Source organism: Collinsella sp. CLA-ER-H7 (assembly GCF_040092345.1).
Classification (GTDB): domain Bacteria; phylum Actinomycetota; class Coriobacteriia; order Coriobacteriales; family Coriobacteriaceae; genus Collinsella.
This window is the reverse complement of record NZ_JBBNLT010000016.1, coordinates 1-26,216: the sequence shown is the minus strand read 5'-3', so window position 1 is coordinate 26,216 and position 26,216 is coordinate 1. Positions and strand designations below refer to the sequence as shown.

Annotated in this window: 21 protein-coding genes and 1 tRNA gene; 4 read left to right on the top strand and 18 right to left on the bottom strand. The window is 58.8% G+C overall.

Annotated features, from left to right (window positions below):
• Positions 1 to 273: 273 nt before the first annotated feature.
• The 15 genes from AAAX75_RS09080 to AAAX75_RS09010 all read right to left on the bottom strand — a co-directional run bounded on the left by AAAX75_RS09080 (position 274) and on the right by AAAX75_RS09010 (position 15,683).
• Complete coding sequence (locus AAAX75_RS09080) at positions 274 to 906, bottom strand: hypothetical protein (protein ID WP_349091933.1); 633 nt, start codon at positions 904 to 906, stop codon at positions 274 to 276.
• A gap of 283 nt (positions 907 to 1,189) precedes the next feature.
• The gene (gene rbr / locus AAAX75_RS09075; protein ID WP_006235152.1) at positions 1,190 to 1,729 is read right to left on the bottom strand and encodes a rubrerythrin; all 540 of its coding nucleotides are present in this window, start codon (positions 1,727 to 1,729) and stop codon (positions 1,190 to 1,192) included.
• A 114-nt stretch (positions 1,730 to 1,843) separates the two neighbouring features.
• Positions 1,844 to 2,749 (bottom strand): adenine glycosylase, encoded by a 906-nt coding sequence (locus AAAX75_RS09070; RefSeq protein ID WP_349091932.1) that lies wholly within the window; start codon positions 2,747 to 2,749, stop codon positions 1,844 to 1,846.
• A gap of 21 nt (positions 2,750 to 2,770) precedes the next feature.
• Entirely contained in the window at positions 2,771 to 3,256 is a 486-nt protein-coding gene (locus AAAX75_RS09065) for an Rrf2 family transcriptional regulator (RefSeq protein WP_217750329.1), read from the bottom strand.
• A 353-nt stretch (positions 3,257 to 3,609) separates the two neighbouring features.
• Positions 3,610 to 3,687 (bottom strand) — tRNA-Asp (locus AAAX75_RS09060).
• Positions 3,688 to 4,096: 409 nt separating this feature from the next.
• The gene (locus AAAX75_RS09055) at positions 4,097 to 4,564 is read right to left on the bottom strand and encodes a YfcE family phosphodiesterase (RefSeq protein ID WP_006235155.1); all 468 of its coding nucleotides are present in this window, start codon (positions 4,562 to 4,564) and stop codon (positions 4,097 to 4,099) included.
• Between the two features lie 95 nt (positions 4,565 to 4,659).
• Positions 4,660 to 5,376, bottom strand: a complete 717-nt coding sequence (locus AAAX75_RS09050; protein ID WP_022094115.1) for a response regulator — start codon at positions 5,374 to 5,376, stop codon at positions 4,660 to 4,662.
• A 72-nt stretch (positions 5,377 to 5,448) separates the two neighbouring features.
• Positions 5,449 to 6,792: a histidine kinase gene (locus AAAX75_RS09045; protein ID WP_055310084.1), complete on the bottom strand. Its 1,344-nt coding sequence runs from the start codon at positions 6,790 to 6,792 to the stop codon at positions 5,449 to 5,451.
• Positions 6,789 to 7,976 (bottom strand): glycosyltransferase, encoded by a 1,188-nt coding sequence (locus tag AAAX75_RS09040; protein ID WP_349091930.1) that lies wholly within the window; start codon positions 7,974 to 7,976, stop codon positions 6,789 to 6,791. Before AAAX75_RS09040 ends, AAAX75_RS09045 begins: the two co-directional genes overlap by 4 nt.
• Positions 7,977 to 8,147: 171 nt before the next feature.
• Entirely contained in the window at positions 8,148 to 9,407 is a 1,260-nt protein-coding gene (locus AAAX75_RS09035) for an MFS transporter (RefSeq protein ID WP_006235159.1), read from the bottom strand.
• Between the two features lie 101 nt (positions 9,408 to 9,508).
• Positions 9,509 to 10,453 (bottom strand): zinc dependent phospholipase C family protein, encoded by a 945-nt coding sequence (locus tag AAAX75_RS09030; protein WP_271746838.1) that lies wholly within the window; start codon positions 10,451 to 10,453, stop codon positions 9,509 to 9,511.
• Positions 10,454 to 10,545: 92 nt separating this feature from the next.
• Positions 10,546 to 11,280, bottom strand: a complete 735-nt coding sequence (locus tag AAAX75_RS09025) for a LytTR family DNA-binding domain-containing protein (RefSeq protein WP_349091929.1) — start codon at positions 11,278 to 11,280, stop codon at positions 10,546 to 10,548.
• Between the two features lie 38 nt (positions 11,281 to 11,318).
• A complete protein-coding gene (locus AAAX75_RS09020; RefSeq protein WP_349087486.1) occupies positions 11,319 to 12,710 on the bottom strand; it encodes a histidine kinase in 1,392 nt (463 codons plus the stop codon).
• 112 nt (positions 12,711 to 12,822) lie between these two features.
• Positions 12,823 to 14,100: an amidohydrolase family protein gene (locus AAAX75_RS09015; RefSeq protein ID WP_117655955.1), complete on the bottom strand. Its 1,278-nt coding sequence runs from the start codon at positions 14,098 to 14,100 to the stop codon at positions 12,823 to 12,825.
• A gap of 131 nt (positions 14,101 to 14,231) precedes the next feature.
• A complete protein-coding gene (locus tag AAAX75_RS09010) occupies positions 14,232 to 15,683 on the bottom strand; it encodes an APC family permease (protein ID WP_316365773.1) in 1,452 nt (483 codons plus the stop codon).
• Positions 15,684 to 16,037: 354 nt separating this feature from the next.
• Between AAAX75_RS09010 and AAAX75_RS09005 the strand changes: the two genes are divergently transcribed.
• The gene (locus AAAX75_RS09005) at positions 16,038 to 17,039 is read left to right on the top strand and encodes a C39 family peptidase (RefSeq protein ID WP_316365774.1); all 1,002 of its coding nucleotides are present in this window, start codon (positions 16,038 to 16,040) and stop codon (positions 17,037 to 17,039) included.
• Between the two features lie 188 nt (positions 17,040 to 17,227).
• On the opposite strand, the gene arcC is transcribed toward AAAX75_RS09005, so the two are convergent.
• From arcC to AAAX75_RS08990, 3 genes are all read right to left on the bottom strand, one after another.
• Entirely contained in the window at positions 17,228 to 18,190 is a 963-nt protein-coding gene (gene arcC / locus AAAX75_RS09000; RefSeq protein ID WP_006235166.1) for a carbamate kinase, read from the bottom strand.
• Between the two features lie 654 nt (positions 18,191 to 18,844).
• Entirely contained in the window at positions 18,845 to 22,384 is a 3,540-nt protein-coding gene (gene nifJ, locus AAAX75_RS08995; RefSeq protein WP_349091928.1) for a pyruvate:ferredoxin (flavodoxin) oxidoreductase, read from the bottom strand.
• Positions 22,385 to 22,832: 448 nt separating this feature from the next.
• Positions 22,833 to 23,306 carry an FHA domain-containing protein gene (locus AAAX75_RS08990; protein ID WP_349091927.1) on the bottom strand — a complete coding sequence of 158 codons (474 nt, stop codon included), beginning with the start codon at positions 23,304 to 23,306 and terminating at the stop codon, positions 22,833 to 22,835.
• A gap of 516 nt (positions 23,307 to 23,822) precedes the next feature.
• Here AAAX75_RS08990 and AAAX75_RS08985 point away from each other — a divergent pair.
• The 3 genes from AAAX75_RS08985 to AAAX75_RS08975 all read left to right on the top strand — a co-directional run bounded on the left by AAAX75_RS08985 (position 23,823) and on the right by AAAX75_RS08975 (position 25,763).
• Positions 23,823 to 25,181 carry an SPASM domain-containing protein gene (locus AAAX75_RS08985; RefSeq protein WP_082421808.1) on the top strand — a complete coding sequence of 453 codons (1,359 nt, stop codon included), beginning with the start codon at positions 23,823 to 23,825 and terminating at the stop codon, positions 25,179 to 25,181.
• A 168-nt stretch (positions 25,182 to 25,349) separates the two neighbouring features.
• Positions 25,350 to 25,553 (top strand): hypothetical protein, encoded by a 204-nt coding sequence (locus AAAX75_RS08980; protein ID WP_124785779.1) that lies wholly within the window; start codon positions 25,350 to 25,352, stop codon positions 25,551 to 25,553.
• A 30-nt stretch (positions 25,554 to 25,583) separates the two neighbouring features.
• Positions 25,584 to 25,763, top strand: a complete 180-nt coding sequence (locus tag AAAX75_RS08975) for a hypothetical protein (RefSeq protein WP_147324165.1) — start codon at positions 25,584 to 25,586, stop codon at positions 25,761 to 25,763.
• Positions 25,764 to 26,216 lie beyond the last annotated feature (453 nt).

The window sequence follows — 26,216 nt, the reverse complement described above, 5'->3', positions numbered from 1 at the left end:
TCGCCAACAATCTTTTGGCCTTCCACCCTTACGCCAACTGACCAAAATCTAACCAATAGCTTGACGAAAATTGTGGAGACCGGGACCCCACACAAAAAGTGCCGCCCCAAAGGGGCGGCACACAAACTTATTATCAGCTTTTCTGTAACGAGCATGCGACGACTCAACGCCGGGGCGCAGGGCGGGGAAACCTTTGCCTCGCGCGACCCTGCGAAGCCGTGAGCGAGAGGGGAAGGTTTCCCCGCCCTGCGCCCCGTGGTCGGTGAGAACAGACTACATGCCCGCGAGACCGCGGGCGGCGGTGGCGCACATAAATGCCAAGACGAGAATCACGAGCGACCCGGCGATGTCTGCCAGCACGCCCATTACGCGGCGCTCAAACAGCCAACTCTCAAAGTGCGGGGCAACGTTGCGCCAAACACGCCACAGCAAGATGCCCATACCGATGACGCCCGGGATATTGAGCAGTAGGATCTCGGAGCACAAAAGACCAATCAGGTTGCCGGCGGCAAAGCCCGCATCGCCCTCGCAGTATTTGCGATAAATCATGTACAGCATGTACGCCACAAACGGCTGCAGGCACGCAGAAATAAACGTGACCACCATCGAGGGCTCCTGCGAAAAGACCTCGGTGAGCTTATCCACGCTCGTGGCATCCTTAGAGGCCAGGAACAGGCCAATGACCACCACAGGTACCACGCCCAAGATGACCTCGACCATCGTAAACAGCTTGGCGGTCAAGTCCTCACTAGCCGAATTCAAATGGGGCGCCCACTCAGGATGAGCATGCGCGCCGACTTTCTTGTCCTTCTCGGCACGATCGGCCTTTTCACCCTCGGCAACCCGACGACCAGGATCCTTGCGAGTTCCCGCCGCAGCAACCCGAGCCCGAGACTTCTTACCCATAACCAACACCTCACAAGAGGAAACGAATAGCCAACGCTACCCAGTGTACCCTCTAAGCAACGTCACCGCCCCAACCGGCCCCCACAAAAACGTGCCGCCCCATAAGGGGCGGCACACAAACTTCTTATCAGCTTTTCTGTAACGAGCACGCGACGACCCAACGCCGGAGCGCAGGGCGGGAGGCCGGATCGCCTTCCCTCAACGCGACCCTGCGGAGCCGTGAGCGGGGAGGGAAGGCGATCCGGCCTCCCGCCCTGCGCTCCGCAGCAGCCAGCGCCAAGCGCTAGTAGTTCACCACCTGCTCCTCAAAGTACGCCTTCGGGTGGTTACACACCGGGCACACCTCAGGCGCCTCGGCACCAACGTGCAGGTGCCCGCAGTTCAGGCACTTCCATACCTTCACGCCCTCACGCTCAAACACCTCGCCCGACTCGATGCGCTCGACGAGTTTGTTGTAGCGCTCCTCGTGGGCCTTCTCGACGGCGGCGACACCACGGAACTTCTCGGCGATCTCGGCAAAGCCCTCCTCCTCGGCGGTCTTGGCGAACTCGTCGTACATCGTGGTCCACTCGTAGTTCTCGCCCGCGGCGGCGTCGCGCAGGTTGTCCAGAGTGCCCGGAACGGCGCCGTCGTGCAGATACTTAAACCACAGCTTGGCGTGCTCGGACTCGTTGCCCGCCGTCTCGGCAAAGATATTCGAAATCTGAACGTAGCCATCCTTCTTGGCCTTAGATGCGTAGTAGCGATACTTGGTGTGTGCCTGGGACTCACCGGCAAAAGCGGTCTCGAGGTTCTTCTTGGTTTGGGAATTCTCAAAATCCATAGGTGTACTTCCCTTCAACACGTGCCGCCCATAGGCTTTGAGCGACCTTGTCTTTAGGATGCCCTCAAGCCGCGAATTTAAACCTTACAATCCCGTTCTTCAGATTTGAGCGGGCTACACACTCAACCAACGATCGTCCTCGGCTCGGCAAAAGCCCTCGCGCTCCAGGTCGGCTAGAATGCCCGCGACAAGCTCGCACTCGACCGGCCCGCGACCGGCCGCCGTCTCCATTTCGTTAACGCCCACCACGGCATCAGCAAGCGTAATCCCCGCCGGCTGGCCATCGCGCGCTGCCAGCAACATGCGCACGATATGCGCGCGTTTTTGGCGACGCGAGCCCTCAAACTTGGACTGACGGCTATAGCCCGCCGACCGCCTGGACGGATTGGGCAACGTCTTTTTTAGATATGCGCCGTAATCTAGCAACGCGTAATACCACGCGCGCGGCGTGTCGGCATCATCGAGCGGCACGGCAAAGGGAGCGATCTCGTCCGCCGACGCACCGGGGGCCGCCGGACAGGCCGCCTGAATCAGCGGCACCAGCTCGCGATCGGGAACAGCCGGTACATCGGGAAAGAAGTGATGCAGAAAGACCGTGCGCACATTGGTCTCCAGATACACGCCCGGAAGATCAAACGCAAACGACCGGATACCCTGCGCCGTTGCCGGGCCAATACCAGGCAGAGCGACCAAGTCACGCGTCTCGTGTGGAAACTCCCCGTCCCAGTCTTCCACAACGCGCTGAGCGGCCTTGTGGAGCGCCAGAGCGCGTCGGTTGTAGCCCATCCCCTGCCAAGCGTCCAAAACATCGGAAGGCGCGGCCTGGGCAAGCGCCTGCACGGTCGGAAAACGATCGAGCCACACCGGCATGCGCGCCTCCACACGCGGCACCTGCGTTTGCTGCAGCATGACCTCAGAAAGCCAAATGATGTACGGATCGCGTGTGCGGCGCCACGGAAGGTCGCGATAACGCAGGACCCCTTCCGAACGAATCATCGAACGAAAGGGGTCCTGAATCATGGCTATGCTCCTTATGCGGCGCTATTCCTCCCGGTAAGCGCACGCGCAGGTGGCGTACTCGGGAAACGCTTCGCGGTCGGCGAACTTGGGATCGACGGCCGGGAACTGGCGGTGAGCGACGATGTCGCCGAGCGAAACGGAATCGAGGTAGTCGCGCATCAACGCCTGAGCTCCGGCCCACAGGGGATGATAGCAGCACGTGCCCATGCGTGCACAGTCACCATCGGGTGCGGTGCAATCATTCATAACCATAGGGCCCTGAACGGCCTCGACGACCTGACGAATGGTGACGTCGTCCGGACTGACTTTAAGACGCATGCCGCCATGGACGCCACGCAGGCTCTCCACGATGCCAGCCTGAACCAAGCCATGCTGGATCGAACGCGCGAACGAATAGGGCACGTTGACCTCTTCGGCGGCAGTGCGAACAGAAAGCAACCGCTCCGGCTCCTCGGCAAGCATCGCAAGCATGCGAAGGGCATAGTCAGTCTTTCTCGATATGTCCATTTTTCCCCTTTCAAGGAATAGGAACAGCTCGAACGGGCTCCGGGGCCGAGCTTACGTCGAGACGCCAAACGAACGTCAGGACGGCCAAATAGCAAATCGGGTGTCCACTGGATGCCGAGCCTGAAGCTGATTACATCAATACCGGCCTACAGTGAAACTTAGTATAACCTAACCCCCTACCCCATTAAACAGGTGTTGTGCAACAAACGCCTTGTTTGAACATATATATCAGTTGGGCTTTATTCGCGAATGGGAGATGAGATTTGGAGAGATGTGGTTTTAGATATTAGGGCGTGGATCAATATCCCATTAAACGCAAAAAGCCACGTCCGAAGACGTGGCTTTAATTGCGTTGGCGGGAAGTACGGGGCTCGAACCCGCGACCTCCGACGTGACAGGCCGGCGCTCTAACCAAACTGAGCTAACTCCCCAGGCAGTCGTTCGCGTTTGTTTCCGCTCGCGTGCGCTGCGGGGATTAGTATACACAGAAGTCTGTCCGGCGCGCAACAACTTTTTTGAAAAAATTTTTTGGGTCCCTCCGGGAGGGTCTCCGGGGCTGAGGGCGGGGGTTAAGTTTGCTGCTCTACAGTCCTGCGCAAGACGGAAAGCACATTAAGTGCTTTCCTTTGCGTGCGGAACTCGCGACAAACTTAACCCCCGCCCTCAGCCCCGGAAGCCCTCCCTGCCGTCACATTATTCAACCAGTTTTGCGGGCGTGCGCCGCTGCGCGGCTAGCCCGCGTGCTCCTCGGCGGGGTTGGTCTGATTGTTTTTGTTGAAGCTCTGCCTTTGGCTCAAATGGAAACGGGAGACGCATCTGCATCCCCCGCTTTTGTTGTGGTTACTCTAGGTCAATAAATTTAGTGCTTAGGATCTTGCCGTCTTTTACTAGCATTCTGGCCATGGTGGGGCCTCGGGTGCCTCTGGGGTAGCTGGCGCTGCCCGGGTTGAGGACTAAGCAACGGCCCACTTGGGCTTCTTTGGTTACGTGGGTATGGCCGTTGATGGCTACGTCTACGGATCCCACCGGAAGGTCTTCGCGGTAGTGGGCTACGGCGAATTTGAGGCCTTCGTAGGTAAAGAGCGCAAGACGGTCTACATCGGGGCCGTAGTCGCGGTAGTAATCGTTGTTGCCCAGTACGGCCCGAACGGGGGCGATGGTGCATAGGTGCTCGTAGTCCATCTCTGACGTGAGGTCGCCGGCGTGGATGATCAGGTCTGCGCCCTCAAGCTCATCCAAGAGCGCAGGCGATAAATAGCCGTGGGTGTCCGAGATGATGTCGATACGCTTGGCGCTTGCACTGTTCATGGGATCCCTTCCGCAAAAAACGATTCGGCAGATACATACAAAAAGGCCCCACGGCTCCGCAGACGATGGGTCTACAGGGCTGCGGGGCCAGTGTGCTAGAGACTCAGAGCCTTCTTGAGCGGCACGACGCGGCGGCGCGAAACCGGCACACGTTCGTCGACGCCCGTAATGCCCAGCTGGATGGCGCCCGAGGGCACCGTCTCCACATCCGTGACGCACGCCAAGTTGACGATATAGCGGCGGTGAACACGGAAGAAGCCAAAGTCGCAGAGCTTGGCCTCAAACTGCGCCAGCGAGGTCGTCGACAAAAAGCGATCATCGACGGTATAGATGCAGGAGTAATCGTCCTTGGCCATGATAAAGCGAATGTCGTCCACGGGAATGAGCACCTTGCGGCCGCCCTTTTCCACCGGGATACGCTCGATGGTCACCTTGCTGTCCGTAACCGGCTTGGTGCGTTGCATGACCTTCTCGATCGCGCGATCCAAGCGAGCTTCCTCGACCGGCTTCATCAGATAATCGACGGCATCCACGTCGAATGCCTCGACCGCATGGTCACTATACGCAGTCACAAACACGATCGCCGGCGGATTTTTGAGCTTATGCAGCGCCTCGGCAAGTTGCAGGCCCGAGGCACCGGGCATCGAGATATCGAGAAACACGACATCCACGCGACTTTCCATAAGCATCTCGATGGCGGAGCGGACGCTCGACGCCTCCGTGATCGTGCCGATCTTGCCCGTTTGCTCGAGCAGGAAGCGAAGCTCCGAGCGAGCCGGCGCCTCATCATCCACAATCATCGCACGCAGCATAGGGATAAAACCTTTCGTCAACTAACTACGCCGGGCATCCGTCGCATGACGTTGAGCCCGTAGCCCTTTATTTTACTCTTGAATGTCAAAGATGCTCTCTGACAAATCAAGATGAAGGAGCACTTTGGTGCCCTTGCCCGGCGCCGATTCGACACGCGTATAGGAGTGCGGCCCATAAAAGCGATGGATGCGCTCCGAAATATTGTGCATGGCCACACCGGCGCCGCCACCCTGGGGAGAGCTGGCGTCGGGACGGGCAGAGCGCTCGTCAAACAGTCTGGCGGCGGTACCCTCATCCATGCCCACGCCATTATCGGCCACGGCAATCAAGATTGCATCCTCGCCGTCTTGGTGAACGGTCACGTCGATCCTCAGGGCGTCGTCATCGCCCATACCATGACGTACGGCGTTCTCGACAATCGGCTGGATCACGAACGCCGGCACCAGCGTATCTTCCACGTCCTCGGACACATCGAACGTCGCAAGCACGCGGTCCTCGCCAAAGCGGGCCTTCTCAAAGGTAAGGTAGCGCTTGGTCTGTGCAACCTCGCGCGAGACCGGAATAAGCGATCCCGAGTTGTCGAGCGTGGCACGATAGAACGATGAGAACTCACGAAGCAGTTCGCGGGCCCGCAGCGGGTCGGTGCGCGTAAACGATGCAATGGTGTTCAGCGTGTTGAACAGGAAGTGTGGGTTAATCTGCGCCTGCAGCGCACGCACCTCGGCGCGCGCTGTGAGTTCCTTTTGCACCTCGAGCTCGTGGATGGCGAGCTGCGTGGACAAGATCTCGGCAAAGCCCGAGGCAAGCGCGTACTGGGTACGGTCGACGGCGCGCGGGGTCTTGTAGTAGAACTTGAGCGTGCCGACGGTACGATCGCCCACCTTGATGGGGGCGATAATGCCGGCGGGGACTTGGTTGTGCGAGCCATCCGAGCCCACGACATCCACCATACGGTTGAACGACTGCACGATGCCATGTTCGATAACGTAGCGTGTGGCAAGCGTGTGGATGGGAGAATCTGGCAGTAGTTTTTCCTCAAACTCGCCCGCGCAGGCCAACACGTTGCCCTCGTCGGTGATGGCCACCGTCATGGCGCGCGTCTCGGGCAAAATGCGCCGGCACACCAAACGCGCCGACTCCTGCGTCAGACCGCCCTTAATGTCCTCGAGCATGGCCGAGGCCACCGAGAGCGTCTCCTCGGTGTACTGGGAGCGCACCGAATCGGGATTGAGCGTCAAAAAGATAAAGATGCACAGAAAGATGCACAGCAGCGCGCAGGCAATCACCGTGGCGATCGGCTCGATACCGGTCACCAAGGCAAAAATAAAGTACACCAGCACGCAAATGGCGCAGGCAACGGCAATGATGCGAAAGATTGATATTGAACTATCGCGCTGGGCGCGGCGGTCGATCATTCGGCCCCCTCCAGGATACTGATCAGTTGTGCGTCACGCCAAAGCCCGTCCATGATCTTGGGCCAAAAGCTCTGGAAACGCAGGTAGCTTGCGGCGTTTTGGCGCGCGTAGGTCTTGGCCTCGTCAATACCGTGGCGCCAGATGCGCAGGTAGCCCTCATGCTCGCGGGTAAACACGCTGCGGACCATAGCGGTCTTGCGCACGCGGTCGTCGAGCTCGCGCGAAATCCACGGGCCCGGGTAGGGCATGAGTGATGCCGCCGTAACGGGAATGAGCTCCTTTTGATGCGCGGCGAATGTCAACTTGGCCCGTTCGTAGTACCAACGGTATACATCCTGCATAAAGCGCGGTGAGCGCTTTTCGGACTCCGGAGGCAGATGGCGCACGGTCCACTCGTTATCGAACCACACGTCGTAGCCAAACATGCGCATGTTAAAGAGGTAATCCAAGTCCTCGCCGCGGGTGATAAACGGGTCAAAGGCCACACGCGTAAAGGCGCGGGCGTGCAGGGCCATCAGGCCGCCGCACACGTAGTTGGAGCGCGAGATGCGGGTGCCCGAGAGCGCCTTTTTCATCCAACGGTTGAACTCGATGCGCTTGGTCCACCAACGATGGCAGATGCCCGCCTTGTCCGTGGGAGCCAGCGGCGAGCCGTCGCGATCGTAGAAATAGCCGCTCTTGACCAAGATCGGCAAGCCCTGACGCGTCTGCTGCCCCAACGCATAGGTCGCGCGCTTCATAAAGTCGGCGTCGATGACAGTCTCATCGTCATCCAAAAAGATAACCGCGTCATGCCCCAGCACAGCGGCACAGGCTAGCCCCATGTTGCGGATGGCACCGTAGCCTCGCAGGCTCACGCACTCGCCCGAACCCTTGGGCGCGATCTGAGCAACCCGGTCTGCAATGCGCGAGGCCTGGGTGTTGGTGACAACGGTGACCTTGAGCGTGGGATGCGCGTCGACAATCTCGCGCACGCGCAGCGACACATCGGCTGTGGCAGAAACGGGACAGACCACCAAAAGGATGATGCGCGGGATGCCACGTACCTGCTCAAGCGAGGCCAGGCAGCGGTCGAGTTCGGGATTGTCGGCGTTGAGTCGCGTCGAATGGTCATAGGTGCCAGGGGCGTTTGCGCAAGCGTCATCGCCCGCCCAATACGTTGGAATCACGACTGTGGCGTTCATGCCTTACCCTCCCTGCAACACAAAAACGGGACGCCGCCAAACACAGGCGACGCCCCGCGACCTAGCTGATTCCATCATACCCACTTGGGCAAATCATTGCTCGCAAGTCGCAATGTTTATTGCGGATAACCCCAAAAGAGTACCGTGGACAGGCACAATAGCCGCTCGCTCCTATGCGGCATGCTCTGCCGCCCGAGTCATGCGGGACAGGCGGACCAGCAGCATAAAGCCAACGATCAGCAGCACGCCAATGGAAAGGACGCCCAGCGACGGGTTGCCGGTCAGCGAGGTGACGACCGACACTAGGAAAGTGCCCATGACGCTTGCATAGCGACCGAAGATGTCAAAGAAGCCATAGTACTCGTTGGACTTTTCCTTGGGGATAATGCGGCCAAAGTAGCTACGGCTAAGCGCCTGCACGCCGCCCTGGAACAGGCCGACCATAATGGCAAGCACCCAGAATTCAAAGGCGGTCTTTAGGAAGAACGCGGCGAACAGCACAATGCCCATGTAGGCGGCGACTGCCACCAGGATCATGTTGAGCGTGCCCACGCGTCCGGCGAGCTTGCCGTAGATGATGGCGGACGGAAAGGCCACGAACTGCGTAACGAGCAGCGCCAGCACCAGCTGCGTCGAATCGATGCCCAAAGCCGAGCCGTAGCTGGTAGCCATGGAAATGACCGTGTGCACACCGTCGATATAGAAGAAGAACGCAATCATGTAGACCAGCACGGTCTTGTTGTGGGCGATCTCGCGCATGGTGTGTCCGACCTCGGAGAACACACCGCCCACGATATGGCCGATAGTGTCCTCGGGACCGCGCTCGCGACCGTACTTTTGCTTATAGGTGCGAATGAGTGGCAGGGTAAAGATGAGCCACCAGGCACCAGTGATGATAAACGACAGACGCGTTGCCAGCATGGTAGGGACGCCAAGAGCGGGGCCACCCATGATGAGCGCCAGGCAGATGACGAACGGCACGGTGGAACCGATGTAGCCCCAGGCATAGCCCGAGCTGGACACGGCGTCCATGCGCTCGTCGGTGGTAATGTCGGGCAGCATGGCGTCGTAGAACGTCATAGAAGAGTTAAGGCCGATGGTGCACAGCACGTACACGGTCAAAAATGCCATGGCGGACATTGGGATAGCCTGCGCCAAGCAAAGCACCAGGCCCGTGAGGAAGAAGCCCAAGAAGAACTTGATCTTGTTGCCGGCGTAGTCGGCAAGCGCGCCCAGAATGGGCATGAGCATGGCGATGACCAGCGAGGCGATCGTCTGTGCATTGCCCCAGGCGACCACCAGGTCGGCCGAAGAAGCGCCGGTATTGATGGCGTTAAAGTAAATGGGCACCACCGAGGTATTGAGCAGCACGAGGGCCGAATTGCCCACATCATACATAACCCAGTTACGCTCGAGCTTGGTGTATTTCATGGACAGGGACCCTTCGTATTCGCCCGATATGCAGTTAGTTCATCGTACCCCAATTGTCCAGAACCGCCGGTAAGGATTCGGCAAAGGGGCACGCACGGGCCCTATTCCTCGCGGTCGAACTCCTCATCGGCTTCGAGCACGCGACCGCTGTAGTTGACGTGACTGGTCACGGCATCCATGTCACCGGTCTCGATAAAACGTGCGACCGTGCACTCGTAATCGACCAGCGCGCGATCAAAGACCTCGGGGAAACTCTCGTTCGAGACCTCGTCGGTAAAGGGATTCTTCCATGTCAGATGGCCCAGGTTACCGGTGCGCTCGGGCAGCTCCGTCGTCACGCGATGGGCAAGGCCGTCGAGCAGCGAGTAGTCGTGCACCAAGCCCTCAACCAACGAGATCGCGCGCGTCTTTACGGAGCCGGCCGGCTCAATCGCGCGGTAAAGTCGCTGCATATTGGCAACGGCAGCACCGTACTCCCCCGCCGGAATGTCAATGCCGTACACGCGTCCGGCAACATAGCTCATCAGCACGCCGGCCACGCGATTGATGCGATCGGTGGTGACGATCTCGCCCGCCGGCGGGTAATCGTCGACCGTAGCGCCGGCGCGTTTAAGCTGCAGCATCAGTACATCCAGGTCGCTCTCGATCACGGCATGGACCTGACTGCTCGAATCCTCAAGCTCTGAGTCGGATTCCACGATGCCAAACTGCTGCTCATAGACAAAGGGGTGGGCGTTGCGGTCGAGCACGTAATGAGACAGCAGGCCCAGCGCAAAAGCGCGACCCAAGCTGGCGTCGCGCGGCAGCAGATGCGACACGCCGTCGCGCAGGCACGCGAACTGGCGAGACATGCGCGACCGATGCATGACCTGCGCTAGCAGCGTGCAGTCGGAAACACGCGGTGTCAGAATGTGAAAGAAAAACGGGTCGGGGCCTTGGTTGCCCAAGATAAAGGCAATGCGCTCTTCATCGGACGTGATGACGCCCTGCGGAAGACGGTCGATGCTTTCCTCGCCAAACAGATGATGGGTGATAAGCGCGGGCATAATGATCCTTTCGATTTCATTCGATGCCACCCATTATGCCCACCGCGCGCCCATGCCAAACCTGCGATGGTAAACGACGGCACGCAGACCGTCTACGCAAGCCCCAAGTGTGCTTTAACCTCGGCAGCGCGACGGCGGGACACGGGCACCGTCGAGGTTACGCGATCGAGTCTGAGCTCCATAAGACCCGTGGAACCGATCTCGACATTGTGCACGTCCTCCAAATTGACCAGATAGCTGCGGTGGACACGGATAAAGCCCTCGGGGGCCAGGCGCCGCTCGAGCGAGGAAATCGACTCATTGATCAGGTACGTTCCCTCGGCGCAGATGGCGTTGCAAAAATCGGCGCGCGCCTCAAAGTAGCAGACGTCTGCGGCGGGAATGAACACCTTTTTGTCCCCGCGGTCCACCGTCAGACGCAAAGGCTGGCGCGGAGCGTGGATAACACGACGGACACCCAAGGCTGCCTCGATCTTGTCGAGTGCCTTTGACAGGCGTGCGTCCTCGACCGGCTTGACGACATAGTCGACCGCATCGAGGTTATAGGCATCAGCCGCATACTCGGCAAACGCCGTCACAAACACAACCACCGGCGGCGTCTTTAGGTTCTGCAGCGTCTCGGCAAGCTCAATTCCCGAGCGACCGGGCATGGTAATGTCTAAAAACAACACGTCGGGCTTGTTCGACAGAATCGACTCCACGGCTTCGGTGACATTGCCCGCCTCGGCAATCTGGCCCACACGCGCATCCTTTTCCAACAGATAGCGTAGCTCAGCCCTAATGGGAGGCTCGTCATCAACCACCAAGATGTTCCAGCCTTCGGACATATGTGCTTCCCCTCTTTTTCTCTCAATCCAACCGCGTGCTACGCCGTCAACGGCGCCGGCTCATGCGGCTCGCCGTTCAGCTCGACGATGACCTGCGTTCCCACGCCCTCCTGGGACTTCACGCGCATGCCGGAATCTTCTCCGTAAAAGAAATGGATGCGCTGAAGTACGTTAAAGAGCGCCAGGCCGCAGCCTCGTTTGATGGAACCGTCGGCGGTAATGCTCTCGGGCTCCTCCAGGCGATGTTGCTCAAACAGATGCGCGCAGACTTCTTCGCTCATACCGATGCCATCGTCCTCGACGATGATCTCCAAACCGTCATCGGTCTCGAAAGCCCTAACATGAATAGAAAGCGGCTCGGTCTCGCGCTGCGCGTGCTTGATGCAGTTTTCGAGCAACGGCTGCAAGATAAACGGCGGCACCATGCAATCGCGCACCTCAAAGTCGATATCGACCGAGACGCGCAGACGGCCGTCGCCATAACGAGCCTGCATAAGATTGATATAGCGAGTGCCCTGTTCCACCTCGTGCTCGAGCGTTGTGAGGGTATCGGAATCAGAAAGCGTCTGACGGTAGTAATTGGAAAAGTCGATCAGCAGCGACCTTGCCTTGTCCGGCTCGGTACGTACGAGCGACACGATGGTGCTGATGGTGTTAAACAGAAAATGAGGATCGACCTGCGATTGCAAGGCGCGCAGCTCCACGCGGGCCGTAAGCTCGTCCTGGCGCTCGAGCTCAAAGCTCGCAAGCTGCGTGGAAATGAGGTCGGCAAAGCCCGAGGCAAGCGCCGTCTGGCGCATATCGATGCTGCTCAGACGGGGATAATACAGCTCGAGCGTGCCCACGCAATGCCCGCGCACGGTAAGCGGTGCGACAATACCGGCGCGCAGACGCGGAAAGTAGCCACCTGTCTCGGTCGAGGCATCGCGCGAGAACACGCTTTGCTCACCGCTGTTGATCACGTTGAGCGTAGTCCGCAGCACCACCGGGGTGCCCGCGGGGCATTTTGCCGAGTCCTCGCCCCAGCTCGCCAGCACCTGTTTGCCGTCGGTAAAGCAGATGGCAGAGGCGATAGTTTCGGACAGGATGATCTTAGAGGCGCCCAGGGCAGCTTCGGGCGTAAGGCCGCGCGACGTGTAGGCGAATATTTTTGAAGCGATGGCGAGCGTGCGGTCGGTTGCGCTCGATGTGAGGTCGTCAGGAACGACAAAGACGTACGAGAAGAAGAAGCACAGCATGACCAAGCCGGCAATGACGACAACGGCCGGAACGGGATTGGGATTATCGGTTAGATCCCAGATGAGCAGCAGGATAAGCAGCGGAACGACAATACCGAGCAAGATGGCTTGAACCACATGCTGAGCGGTACGAAAGACCTTGGTAGAGTTGTAGCTCTTGCCCAGAATCAGCCTATTGAGATCCACCGTCATCTCCTTCTTACCGACGCACCCCATAGCAATAAAGAGGGCCGCAAGCGACCCTCTCCATTGCATTATGCAATCAAATACTGTGTTTTACATCAAGCCATCGATGAACGGTAGCTTAGGCGCTGTACTTGTTTGCCTCGCCGAAGGTGCCGGCCTCGACAATCCAGCCGTCCTTCATGATGACGTCCATGTTGTCGGTGTTGAGCACGTGGATGTCGGCGGCGACGTCACCGTTGACGACCAGCAGGTCGGCGCACTTGCCGGCCTCGATGGAACCGGTCTCGTCCTCGATGTGGCACATCTTGGCACCGTTGAGGGTGGCACAGGTGATGGTCTCGACCGGGGTGAAGCCGATCTTGTCGACGAACTCGTACATCTCCTCGATGGAGCAGGTGCCATACGGGGTGACGAAGGAGAAGGAGTCGGAGCCGATCGTCATGACGACGCCACGCTTCTTGGCCTCGCGCAGGCAGTCGTAGTTGCGCTGCAGCTCCTTCTCGACCAGGGTGCCCTCGTACTTGTCGTGCAGCTCGGGAACGTAGACGGGCGGATAGGTGGCGTACCAGGTGGGCAGGAAGGCGATCGTCGGAGTGAAGAAGGTGCCCTGCTCGGCCATGAGGTCCATGGTGCGCTCATCGATATCGAAGCCGTGAATCAACTGCTCGCAGCCAAAGCGAACGGAATCGTAGGCAGCGGCGTGGTTGTTGTAGCAGTGGCTCCACACGGGGATGCCGACCATCTTGGCCTCTTCGACCACGGCCTGAATCTCCTCGGAGCAGTAGTGCTGGTCGCGGCCGGAGTCCCAGCGCCAGATGCCGCCACCGGTAGCCCAGATCTTGATGGCATCGGGGTTCTCGCGCAGGCGACGACGGACGGCCTTGCGCAGATCCCAAGGACCGTCGACCTGATCGCCCCAGGGGTGGGATTCCTTGTTGAGCTCCTGGGTGCAGTGGTGGGAGTCACCGTGACCGGCAACACGGCAGAAGCCCAGACCGGTGGCCAGAACGCGCGGGCCCTTAAAGACGCCCTTGTCGATGCAGTCACGGATCTGGATACCAAAGCGGCCGATCTCGCAGACGGTGGTGAGGCCGTGGGTGAGGCAGTCGTAGGCCTGCTTGACGGCGACGGCCTGCTTCTCGAGGAGCGGCTGCATGACCCAATCGGTGTCATCGTCGGTCAGGTTGCCCGAGAAGTGCAGATGGGTGTCGATCAGGCCGGGAAGGACGGTCTTGCCGGCGGCGTCGATAACCTCAACGCCCTCGGGAAGGTCCTGCATAGCACCGGCGTACTCGATCTTGCCGTTGTCGTCGACGAGAACGAGGGAGTTCTCGACCGGCTCGGCACCGGTACCGTCGATGAGCTTACCGCCAACGATTGCATACTTAGTGGACATGGTTCCTCCTTATGGATCCATATAGTGGGCGAGGCCGTGTTGGGTTAAGGCCTCACAAAGCTACCCAAGTGGCGCCGGGTTCGGTGCACGGAAGAGAGGGTCCCGCGCACCCGATCCGCCCCGGCTCGGCGTTACTTTTTGCGGGAATTGGTGAAAGCCATGAGGGCCAGGCCAATAGCCAACCAGCCGATCACGATGCTCCACTCCACCATGTTGAGGGAGGCGGGAGAGAACGGAATCACGAGCAGGCCGATGATGATGGCGCAGGCAGCGATAGCGAGGCCGATGCCAAACTTGCCGCCGGGCACCTCGTAGGGACGAGGCAGGTCGGGCTCGGTGAAGCGCATGCGCAGGCAAGCGAGGGCGACCATGCCGCAGGAGAAGATGAAGGCGAGAGCCGACACGTTGGTCAGAGGGATGAGCATGTTCTTGCCCAGGAACGGACCGACGACGGTGATGACGCCCAGAACGACGCAGGCAAGCTTGGGAGCGCCGGACTTGGGGTCGACCTCGGCGAACTGCTCGGGCAGCTGGCCCTTGCGGCCCATGGCGAGCATGATGCGGCTCGTGGCGCCGTAGAAGGAGTTCATCGGGCCCATGGGTCCAAGCGTGGCGATGACGAGCATAGCCAGGTACAGAAGCATGTTGATGCCCTTGAGGCAGGCAAGCGCGGGAACCGGGCTCTTAACAAACTCATGCCAGTCGAGGATGGTGCCGAACGAGTAGATGCAGACCATGTAGAAGCCGCCGGCGGCCAGCAGGGCCAGGGAGATGATCTTGCCGAACTTGTTCCAGTTGAGGCCCTCGGCTGCTTCCTCAGCCTGCTGAGGAATGGTGTCGAAGCCAGCGTAGAAGAACGGGGTCAGAACCAGGACCGACACGATGCCGGCAAACAGGCTGGAGCTCTCGGTAGCGGCCTTGCCGCCGCCAGCGCCGGTGACCTGGGAGAACACGGGCATGGCATTGTCCGGCGAGCCGGTGAACAGCGAGACGCCCATGGCGAGCAGCATGCCGCAGAGCAGGGCCTTGGTCAGGAAGGCCTGGAGCTTGGCAGCCGAGCTGGCACCGCGGAAGTTGAGGAAGATGACGTAGACTGCAAAGCCGAGCGCGATCAGCGTCGGGAACAGGTAGACGTCGGCCCCCAGTATGGTGTAGAGCTTGACGGCGCGCAGCCACTCAAGGCCGGGCAGGCTGCCGAACATCTCGGACACGAGGGTCGAAATGGCGATGGCCTCCCACGGGCACAGGATGCCGTTGCCCAGGGCCAAAAGCCATCCGGTGATGTAGCTCAGCGTACGGCCAAAGCTACGATCGACATACTCGACGATGCCGCCCGAGATGGGGATAGCAGCCGTGAGCTCACCGAAAACAGCTCCGACGGGCACGAGGAAGATTGCACCCAAGAGGAATGCGATCATAGCGGGAACGGGACCGCCGCCCACGACCATCCAGTCGCCGACCTGCAGAACCCAACCGGTACCGATGATGGCACCGAAGCCGATGGTAAAGAAGTTCCAGAGCGAGAGCGTTTTCTTCATGCCGCCGTTATCCTCGACTGCAACTTCTGCGTTCTTGTCCGCCATTGTTCCCCTCCTTTCCTATTTGACGCCCTTGGCGTCACCCCTTGCGCGGTCCGTTTTGCCGCGCGCTTTTATTCCATGGCTTTAAGATACGGCCTTGGCGCAGCAGCGCCGCTCGCAGCTCGACCGAAGGCAGAACTGCAAAACGAGCGGCACCGTTTTTGGGACGAACGGCGGGAGACGTCATTCGTCTTGGACGCTTTCATCTTGTCTGCTTTTGAATACCTGTTGCCGTGACGCTAGGCGCGCGGCGCGGCAACGTTCATACCATTTGTCAGGCTTTTGGCGCACATACCCATGTGTCGTGCATCTTTTTATGTAGGATAAACAAGTTACACATGAGGCAAGGTGATTCGAATGGCATACGGATACAATGACGGCGACCAACGGCCACAAAGCGTGCGCCTTGCCGGTCGCGCCACGCCAACGCCCAGAATCACCTCCGACAACGACAACCCGCAGCGCCCCCAAGAGCAGCTCGGGGCTTCTTCGCGGCAACAAAGCCGTACCGTGCAGCAGTCAGACCGCGTGAGTACGAGCACACGCCAACGCCAGACCGACACATCGCAGCCACGCCGCTACGATCGCCGTAAAACCGACTACTACGTCAAGCGCTCCTTTTCGCGACCTCAACGCGATCGCGGCAATTCCGCCCCTCACCCTGCGTCACACGCCACAAGCCACGCGCTTCCGGCCCGCCGCCTACGCCTTACGCTTTGCTCCATCGCCGCCTGCCTCGTCTTTGTGTTTTTGGGATCCTGTATCTCCCACGGATCAGCCGGTCTTGAGCCCACTGCCGAAGACAAGCTGCTTAAAGCTCCCGTCGCACCCGGTTACTCCTTTGCGTTCTCGACCCCACGCTCGCAATGGCAGGCCGGCACCATGCCCCACATCTACCAAATTGACCCCGCATGGTCGGAGCTGCCCTATGCCGGTGGCACTATTCGCGAAAACGCTTGCGGTCCTACCTGCCTCACCATGGTCTATATCTTTAAGACCGGCCATACCGATAAGACGCCGGTCGATATATGCGCACTGGCCGAAGCCGGCAACTACGCCCCCACCGGTGCCACCGAGTGGTCGTTTATGACAGGCGGTGCGTGGCAGCTGGGGCTCAACGGAACACAGCTCTATAACGATCGCGAATCGATTACCCAAGCACTTCGCTCGGGTGTGCCCGTCATCGCCGCAGTGCGCCCCGGTACGTTTACCAACGTAGGCCACTACATCGTGCTCTACGGCATCGACGATGCCAACCAGATTGGCGTCTACGACCCCAACTCGGCCAGCCGCAGCGCCCGCCGCTGGGGCGTCGTAGAGGTCCTCAACGAAGTCGAAGCCATGTGGGCCTACTACTAGTCATTGGGGACAGACTTAAATGAGTGGTCATTGGGGACGCTCTTGTTTGACTAGTCATTTAAGAACGTCCCCAATGACTAGGTGAATAGCAAAAGCCCCGCAGTCGGAGCGGACTGCGGGGCTCATGAAGAGAGGCTAGTTTGTGGGCGCTTTGCCTAGCGCCCACGAGAGAGGCAACAGAGTAGAGACTACTCGTGGATGCGGGTACCGGAGAGGCCAGCCATGGTCTCGGCGGCCTTGTCCAGGGCGCCGATGATGCAGGTGCGGCCCTTGCGGGAACGGGCGAACTTGATGGCAGCGCGGACCTTGGGCTCCATGGAACCCTTGCCGAACTGGCCCTCGTCGGCCAGGCGCTCGGCCTCGTCGGCGGTGAGGTCCTCGAGCTCCTCCTGGTTGGGCTTGCCAAAGTTGATGGCAACATGCTCAACGGCGGTCAGCAGGAACAGAACGTCGGCGTCGCAGTCCTCGGCCAGCAGCTCGCCGCCCAGGTCCTTGTCGATGACGGCGGGAACGCCCTTGTAGCAGCCCTTGTTCTCGTAGTCGCGGACGACGGGAATGCCGCCGCCACCGCAGGCGATGACGATGAACTCGTTGTCGAGCAGGTTGAGGATGGAGTCAGCCTCGACGATCTTCTTGGGATCGGGGGAAGCGACGACGCGACGCCAGCCGCGGCCGGAATCCTCGACGAAGACCTTGGAGGGATCCTCGGCCATGAACTCCTTGGCCTGCTCCTCGGTGTAGAAGGGGCCGATCGGCTTGGTCGGGTTCTTGAACGCGGGATCATCCGGGTCGCACTCGATCTGGGTGACGACGGTGGCGGCGTGCCAACGCTTATAGCGCTTGTGCATCTCGCGACCGATGCCCTGCTGCAGGTGATAACCAATGTAGCCCTGGGACATGGCGCCGCACTCGGGCAGCGGCATCTCAGGGGTACCGATGGCATCGTGGGCAGCGGCGAAGGCGTTCTGGATCATGCCGACCTGCGGGCCGTTGCCGTGGGTGATGATGATCTCGTTGCCCTGCTCGATGAGGCCGAGGAGGGCATGGGCGGTGTTGCTCACGGCCTCGATCTGCTCGACGGGGTTGTTGCCGAGGGCGTTGCCGCCAAGGGCGACGACAATACGATCGGGCTTGCCAAGAGGCTTAGACATTGCTGGAATCCTTTCTGTAAAAGGCCTACAACCCATTAATAACCCGCGTCCGTGCGATACGCGAGTTTATTAAGGTTTATATTCTCTTTATCGCTCATTTTATTCATTTTGAAAATAGCGGAACGGTGAACGGTCGTTTTTATCCGCTCAGCGTACAGAACCCCAGCTCAAGCATATCTACGCCATTTACGTGCAACTTTATTTTAATAGAGCAGGGATTAGACCAGATTATGCAAACTATATCTTTGCTAAACACAAAACAGACAGCGCAATATCTTACTCGCACTATACGAGATTCTATGCACATATAAGTCGAGTATGCACCCCTGCAAAAACAAGGGGCTTTTCATCCAACAAAAGGAATAAAGAAGAGCTCCGAAAAAGCGGCAACGGCCAAGCCCCCCATCCATCCCCAAAGTGGCGCGAGGTTTCGCGGCAAAGCCGCGAAACAGCGAAGGGACGGAATACCCGACCAACTACGTCCTTCATCCGCCCACACAATCCGAGGACGTAGTCGTAGCAGGATCTGAGGGCTAACCTTCGCGGACACTCCGCAGGACGAAAGAACCCCCGCCGCACGTAGTGCGCAGCGGGGGTTCTTTCATGTCCGAGGACGTCCGCGAAGGTTAGCCCTCAGATCCTGTGGTGGGAGACCTAGGCCTCGTTGTACACCGTCTTGAGCTTCAGCAGGTGCTGATAGCGGTCCATAGCGGCCTGCTCATTCTCCTTGAAGAGCTCCTCGGCGCGCTCGGGGAAGGAACGCGTCAGCGAAGCGTAACGGGCCTCGTTCATCAGGAACTCCTGATAACCGCCCGCGGGCTCCTTGGAATCGAGCGAGAACTTCTTGCCGGCAGCAGCCTCGGGGTTGAAGCGGAAGAGGTTCCAGTAACCGCACTCGACAGCCTTCTTCATCTCGGCCTGGCAGTTCTGCATGCCGCCCTTCTTGATGGAGTGCATCTCGCAGGGGCTGTAGCCGATGATGAGGGACGGGCCGTCGTAGGCCTCGGCCTCGTGAATGGCCTTGAGGGTCTGAGCCGGGTTGGCGCCCATAGCGACCTGCGCCACGTAGACGTAGCCGTAGCTCATGGCAATCTCGGCCAGGGACTTCTTCTTGGTCACCTTACCGGCAGCGGCGAACTGAGCGACCTGGCCCAGGTTCGAGGCCTTGGAGGCCTGACCGCCGGTGTTGGAGTAGACCTCGGTGTCGAAGACGAAGACGTTGACGTTGTGGCCGGAAGCCAGGACGTGGTCCAGGCCACCGAAGCCGATGTCGTAGGCCCAGCCGTCGCCGCCGAAGATCCAGAAGGACTTCTTGGTGAGATAAGCCTTGTCGGCGAGGATTGCCTTGGAAGCGTCGCAGCCGCACTTCTCGAGCTCGGCAACGTAGGCAGCGGCAGCGGCCTTGGAAGCCTCGGCGTCGTTGACGGAGTCGATCCAAGCCTGGCCGGCAGCCTTGAGCTCATCGGACGGACCATCGGCAGCGATGATGTCCTGGGTAGCGGCGATCAGCTTGTGCTGAACGGCCTCATAGCCAACAGCCATGCCCAGACCATGCTCAGCATTGTCCTCGAACAGGGAGTTGTTCCACGCCGGGCCGTGACCGTCCTTGTCCTTGCAGTAAGGAGCGGTGGCAGCGGGGTTGCCCCAAATGGAGGAGCAGCCGGTGGCGTTGGAGATGAACATGCGGTCGCCGGCAACCTGGGTCACCAGACGTGCATAGGCGGTCTCGGCGCAGCCGGCGCAGGAGCCGGAGAACTCCAGGTAGGGCTGCTTAAACTGGCTGCCCTTGACGTTGGCCGCGATGAGCTCCTTCTTCTCGGAGACGTTCTCGACCATGTAGTCCCAAACGGGCTGCTGGTCCATCTCCTGCTCGGTGGGAACCATCTCGAGGGCGCCCTTGGGGCAAACCTTGACGCAGTTGGTGCAGCCCATGCAGTCGAGCGGGGACACGGCCATGGTGAACTTCATGCCCTTGGCCTTGGGGCCCATGGCGTCGAGCGTGCGGGTAGCCTCGGGCGCGGCGGCAGCCTCGTCCTCGGTCATCGCGAACGGACGGATGGTGGCATGCGGGCACACGTAGGCGCACTGGTTGCACTGGATGCACTTGGTCTCGTCCCAATGGGGAACGACCACGGCGACGCCGCGCTTCTCGTATGCGGAGGCGCCCAGCTCAAACTGGCCGTCGGCGCAACCGACGAAGGCGGAAACGGGCAGGCTGTCGCCATCCATGCGATCGATGGGCTCGAGCAGGTTCTTGACCTGCTGGGCGATAGCGGACTTGGTCTCCTCGGAGAGCTCGACGGGAGCGGCATCCTCGGCAGTTGCCCAGTCGGCCGGAACCTCGAACTTACGGAAGGCGGTAGCGCCGGCATCGATGGCCTTGTGGTTGGCGTCGACGATGGCCTGGCCCTTCTTCATGTAGGACTTGGTAGCCGCGTCCTTCATGTACTGCAGGGCGTCCTCGGCGGGCAGGACCTTGGCCAGCGCGAAGAAGGCGGACTGGAGCACCGTGTTGGTGCGCTTGCCCATGCCGACCTTGGCCGCCAGGTCGATAGCGTCGATCAGGTAGACGTTGACGTTGTTGTTCGCGATGTAGCGCTTGGCCACGGCGGGCATGTGCTCGGCGAACTCCTCGTCGCTCCACTGGCAGTTGACCAGGAAGGTGCCGCCCGGCTTGACGTCGCGGACCATCTTGAAGCCCTTAACGATGTAGCTGGGGTTATGGCAAGCGACAAAATCGGCCTTGGTCACGTAGTACGGCGAACGGATCGGGGAATCACCAAAGCGCAGGTGCGAGACGGTGACGCCGCCGGTCTTCTTGGAATCGTACTGGAAGTAGGCCTGGACGTACTTGTCGGTGTGGTCGCCGATGATCTTGATCGAGTTCTTGTTGGCGCCGACGGTACCGTCGCCACCCAGACCCCAGAACTTGCACTCGATGGTGCCGGGGGCTGCGGTGTTGGGCGCATCCTCGACCTCGGGCAGGCTCAGGTTGGTCACGTCATCGACAATGCCGATGGTGAACTCGCGCTTGGGCTCGTCCTTCTTGAGCTCCTCGAAGACAGCGAACGCGGACGCGGGAGGCGTGTCCTTGCTGCCCAGGCCATAACGGCCGCCGACGACCTTGATGCCCGTCTTGCCGGCCTCGTAGAGAGCGGAGACGACGTCCTGGTAGAGCGGCTCGCCGATGGAACCCGGCTCCTTGGTGCGGTCCATGACGGCGATCTTCTGGACGGTCTCGGGGAGAACGTCGACGAAGTGCTTGATGGAGAACGGACGGAACAGACGGACCTTGACCAGGCCGACCTTCTCGCCGTGAGCGTTGAGGTAGTCGATGACTTCCTCGAGCACGTCGCAGAAGGAGCCCATGCACACGACGACGCGGTCGGCATCGGGAGCGCCGTAGTAGTTGAACAGGCCGTAATCGGTGCCGAGCTTCTCGTTGATCTTCTTCATGTAGCCCTCGACGACGGCGGGAAGCTCGTCGTAGACCTTGTTGCAGGCCTCGCGGTTCTGGAAGAAGATGTCGCCGTTCTCGTGGCTACCGCGGGTATGCGGGTGCTCAGGGTTGAGCGCGTGATCGCGGAAAGCCTGGACGGCGTCCATGTCGCACATCTCGGCCAGATCCTTGTAGTCCCACATGGCGACCTTCTGGATCTCGTGGCTGGTGCGGAAGCCGTCGAAGAAGTTAAGGAACGGGGTCTTGCCCTCGATGGCGGCAAGGTGAGCCACCGGCGAGAGGTCCATGACCTCCTGGACGTTGCCCTCGGCGAGCATGGCGAAACCGGTCTGGCGGCAGGCCATGACGTCGGAGTGATCACCAAAGATGTTCAGGGCGTGCGAAGCGACGCAACGCGCGGAGACGTGGAAGACGCCCGGGAGCTGCTCGCCCGCGATCTTGTACATGTTCGGGATCATCAGGAGCAGACCCTGAGAAGCCGTGTAGGTGGTGGTCAGAGCACCGGCGCCCAGCGAACCGTGAACGGTACCGGCTGCACCTGCCTCGGACTCCATCTCGACGACCTTGACCGGGGTGCCGAAGATGTTCTTGCGACCCTGGGCCGCCCACTGGTCGACATGGTCGGCCATCGGGCTGGACGGCGTAATGGGATAGATTCCCGCTACCTCGGTGTACGCATACGAAACATATGCGGCCGCCTCGTTGCCGTCCATAGACTTAAACTTACGCGCCATATACCCCTCTCCTCTCATATAGGTATACAGGCCCCGGCGATCGCCGGGATGTTGGCGTGATGGGATTTACGCTGTTGCTTCCAATCATCTGGCAGGCAGGCTCAGCAGCAGGTACGTGGCGTGGAGAGAAGACATGCCGAGGCGAGGGACAGCTGATGCGCCCCACAGACCCGACCGCCCGTCTTGCACATGACCGAGCGCCGCAAAGGCCGCATGCCGGATGCTCCCGGGCACGCCCCGGCGATGGGAAGCGCCCGCAACGGAAATCCGCATGCGGGTTTATTGTACCCCGCCGTCAAGTGTAATTTCGGCAAATATAGGCGGGCGGTAAAGGTTTACCTCGGGTGACCGCCAAGGGCCAAAATGGCCCCTCCATCCCCGGACGACCGGTTCTGGAGCGCCAAGGAATGTCCCCAGCCGGCAGAAAAGGAACGTCCCTATCTGCCGGCTAGAGGGCACCGAAGAGGATGGCGTAGGTAGTGGATTCGCCGAGCTTGAGCTCGTCGCCGGGATTGAGTTGGGCGGAACGGCCGGGCTCGACCTGAATGCAGACGCGCGTGGCCCCGTTTACCACCACGGTTCCGTTGGTGGACGACAAGTCCTCGACGTGCCAGATATTTTGAGCATCGCACCAGATATGGGCATGGCGGGCCGAGACGTCGTCGGTGATGCCGCCCTCCCCCGTTGCCAGCGCGCCGATCTCAACGCCTTCCTCACTCGGCTGAATCCAGCGCGGGACGCTCACCACGTAGCCGTTTTGCACGCACAGCAGTCCCAGCGGATGCGCCGGCGCGACCTCGTGCTCGCCCGCGACCGAAGATGTGCTCAGCGAGCGCGGCGTCGACGTGTCGCCGCCACGGGTCGCATGAGCGCGGCGGCTCGCCCGACTTGGAACTAAGGCGGGCGTGAGAGCAAACGGCATAGGGAACGAATCTTGCGGATGTACTCCTCGACGTCAGGCAGGTAAGCCCCACGAAGTCACCGGGGAGGCCCAAGCGGCCCGGCACCACTTCCAGATTCTGACCAGGGCGAGTCGTTCGCCGGTGGCTGAAGGCTCGCTCCCACCCAAAAGGGGAGATTCGCGTTGTTCCCCAATCGCTCTCGCATCTTTCATTTTGCTCGAGGTGGGCTATAAAAACTTTCCTGGTGAAAGGCGGCGATTGGTTTCCTTTCTTTCTAGAGGAGCGCGCCTGTAATCTGTTTTCATCCTAAATCAAGTTAAGATCGGACCTTCCAGAGGCAAGTCGACTCAAACTGCGAGGCTCCATGTTGGAATAAAGAGCGCTGTCGAAGTGCCAACAACACAAAGCTTGCCAGTCTCAAATAGAACCTTTTGGGAGTCCGATTGGGCCGCACACCGAATCCCCGCTGGTAGTTTTTTATAGCTGCGCAACAATAAACAAGGTTAGTGCCAGTCCAGCATGAAATTGAGGAACGTATGCATTTTTTCTCAGTAAGTGATCGTCGTTACTGCTTCGATGAGGTCACTCGCAATTGCTTTCAGGTTGACCAAGCATCAGAAGATGCGCTTCGCATATTTGAAGCATCAGGAAGAACGGTCAACTCGAAGTTGCTAACAAAGTCACTTGCTGCGAAAGGCTACGACCAAACGACCATAGCAGAACTTGAAGACGACATTGATGAGTATCAACGATTGTCTGAGCGGACTTTCTTAACAAAAGACACGCCTCGAAAACTTAGATCCATCGAACTCCACGTTTCACATGCATGCAACCTTGGTTGTAGTTACTGTTTTGCCGGTAAAGGAGATTATGGAACGTCTCCTCTGCTGATGACAGACGAGATAGCCTTCAAGGCGGTCGACTACCTCGTCGCAAGTTCATCGGAAAACGAAACGCTTGCGATCGTCTTTTTTGGTGGGGAACCCATGATTAACGAGCCGCTGATATGGAAAACGGTCGACTATTCAAAAAGAATATACCCCAATAGAAACTTTACCTATTCTATTACGACCAACGGAACGCTTTTGAATGACACTGCTGTGAATTCTTTCAAGGAGCACGGGTTTTCTGTTCTGATTAGTCTCGATGGTACAGGATGCAAGCACGATGCATCGCGCCCGTACAAGACGGGAGGCGGCTCTTTCTCCGATATCGACAAAAACGTTCGTCGTTTTTCCGAGTCGTTCCCCTTCGGCGCAAGAGCGACCTTAACAAATAATAACTGTAACCTTGTTGAAGACTATCTTCAGTTTAAAGAGATGGGCTTCAGAAGGATTTACTTCTCGCCCGTGAGCTCATTCGATGAGAATATCAAACTCGACGAACACTCATTAAACAAAATCAGGGCGGGCCTAATAGATTTGGCGGATCAATATCTCAAACAGATTGATCAAGGGGAAAAGCCCTTGTTTAGAACATTGAAAACTGCAGTTGATTTGATTATGAGCAACAGGATCGCCTTTGTCGGATGCGGGGCTGGCAGGCGTTTTATTTCCGTGACTCCCGAAGGGGACGTATACCCCTGTCACAGGTTTGTCGGGATGATGCGATTCAAAATGGGCAACATCGTCACCGGAATTGACGAAACTAGGTATATTGAAAACTGGAGTCAGGGTGTCGAAAAAAGAATTGACTGTACGGACTGTTGGGCTCGGTCTTTCTGTGGTGGGGGCTGTAGCTGGGAGGCTGCAGACGAGCACGGCTACTTGCCCAAGAGTCTACACCCTGCATCATGTGAATATAGAAAAATGTGCTACGAGATGGCTTTTGACCTTATTTCCCGCCACTCATCTTCGCAGGAGAAAAATCAACGAGAAGCTACTGTATCGGAATAAGCGGTTCAGCGCATTGCTTTCACCATTGTGGAGGTGTTCGTTCTTCTGATTACCGTCTGCGAAGCTTATTGCTACGTTCGCCGAAACCATTCTAGAAATATGGTGAACTAGACATCTTGGTTTGTTATACACAATATTGAGGTTTTCTGCACTCAAAGGGAGGTAGTCGTGAAGCATATTCATCCGATTAATCCAGGAAGTGGCGACGAGGCAGGCGTGAAGCCGATGTCTTTTGACTGCCTCTTGGGCATTACTGACATCTGTACTGTTTATGATAAAGCAGATGGCTGTGGTGCATACGATTACTGCGACTATGACATGGATGGCGGCAGCATCTGCGTTGTAGATCACTGTGGCATTGATCAAACGTAGTCTCTAATTGGATTAAGGTGAGGAGCTGTTATGAAGCATATCCATCCTGTTGGTTCAAATGAACATCCTCCCGTTGAGCCTTGTTGTCTTGGAGTTGATATATGCAATTTTTACGACATCGCCGAGTGCCCTGTTGCGGATTGGTGCTATGTCGATAAAGAATCAAGCTGTGTTTTGCCAGCAGATTGGTGCGATCCAGTTGACGAGTAGTTTTGTGGCTAGGAACTATTTGGTCCAAATCAGAATAAGATGGGAACAAATACCAAAATCTCGTGTCTGGGAGGAGTTATGCCATTATTGCAAGGTCTCGTCGGATTAGCCTTTATACTTGCGTTATATCTGGCACCTTTTTTAATTCTATTCTTCATTATCCGACTCTTTCTTCGGAGAAAATAGGAGTGTCACGCAAACATTAGCGTAGCTTTCTTCCAATATGAGCCGAGCATTGGCAAGTGGAATAAGAAGCCCGACCGTTCGCCACATGAAAGTGAACTGCGTCCCAAATCTTGGACGCCCTAAATAGCGACTAGGCCGCGAGGGCCTGATTCCGGTACTCCTCCGGGGTCAGGCCCTTCAATCTTACCTGCCTCCGGCTCGTGTTCCAGTGGACTATGTATTCCTCCAGGCCGCGTTTGAAATCCTCGAACGTCTTCCACTCGCGGC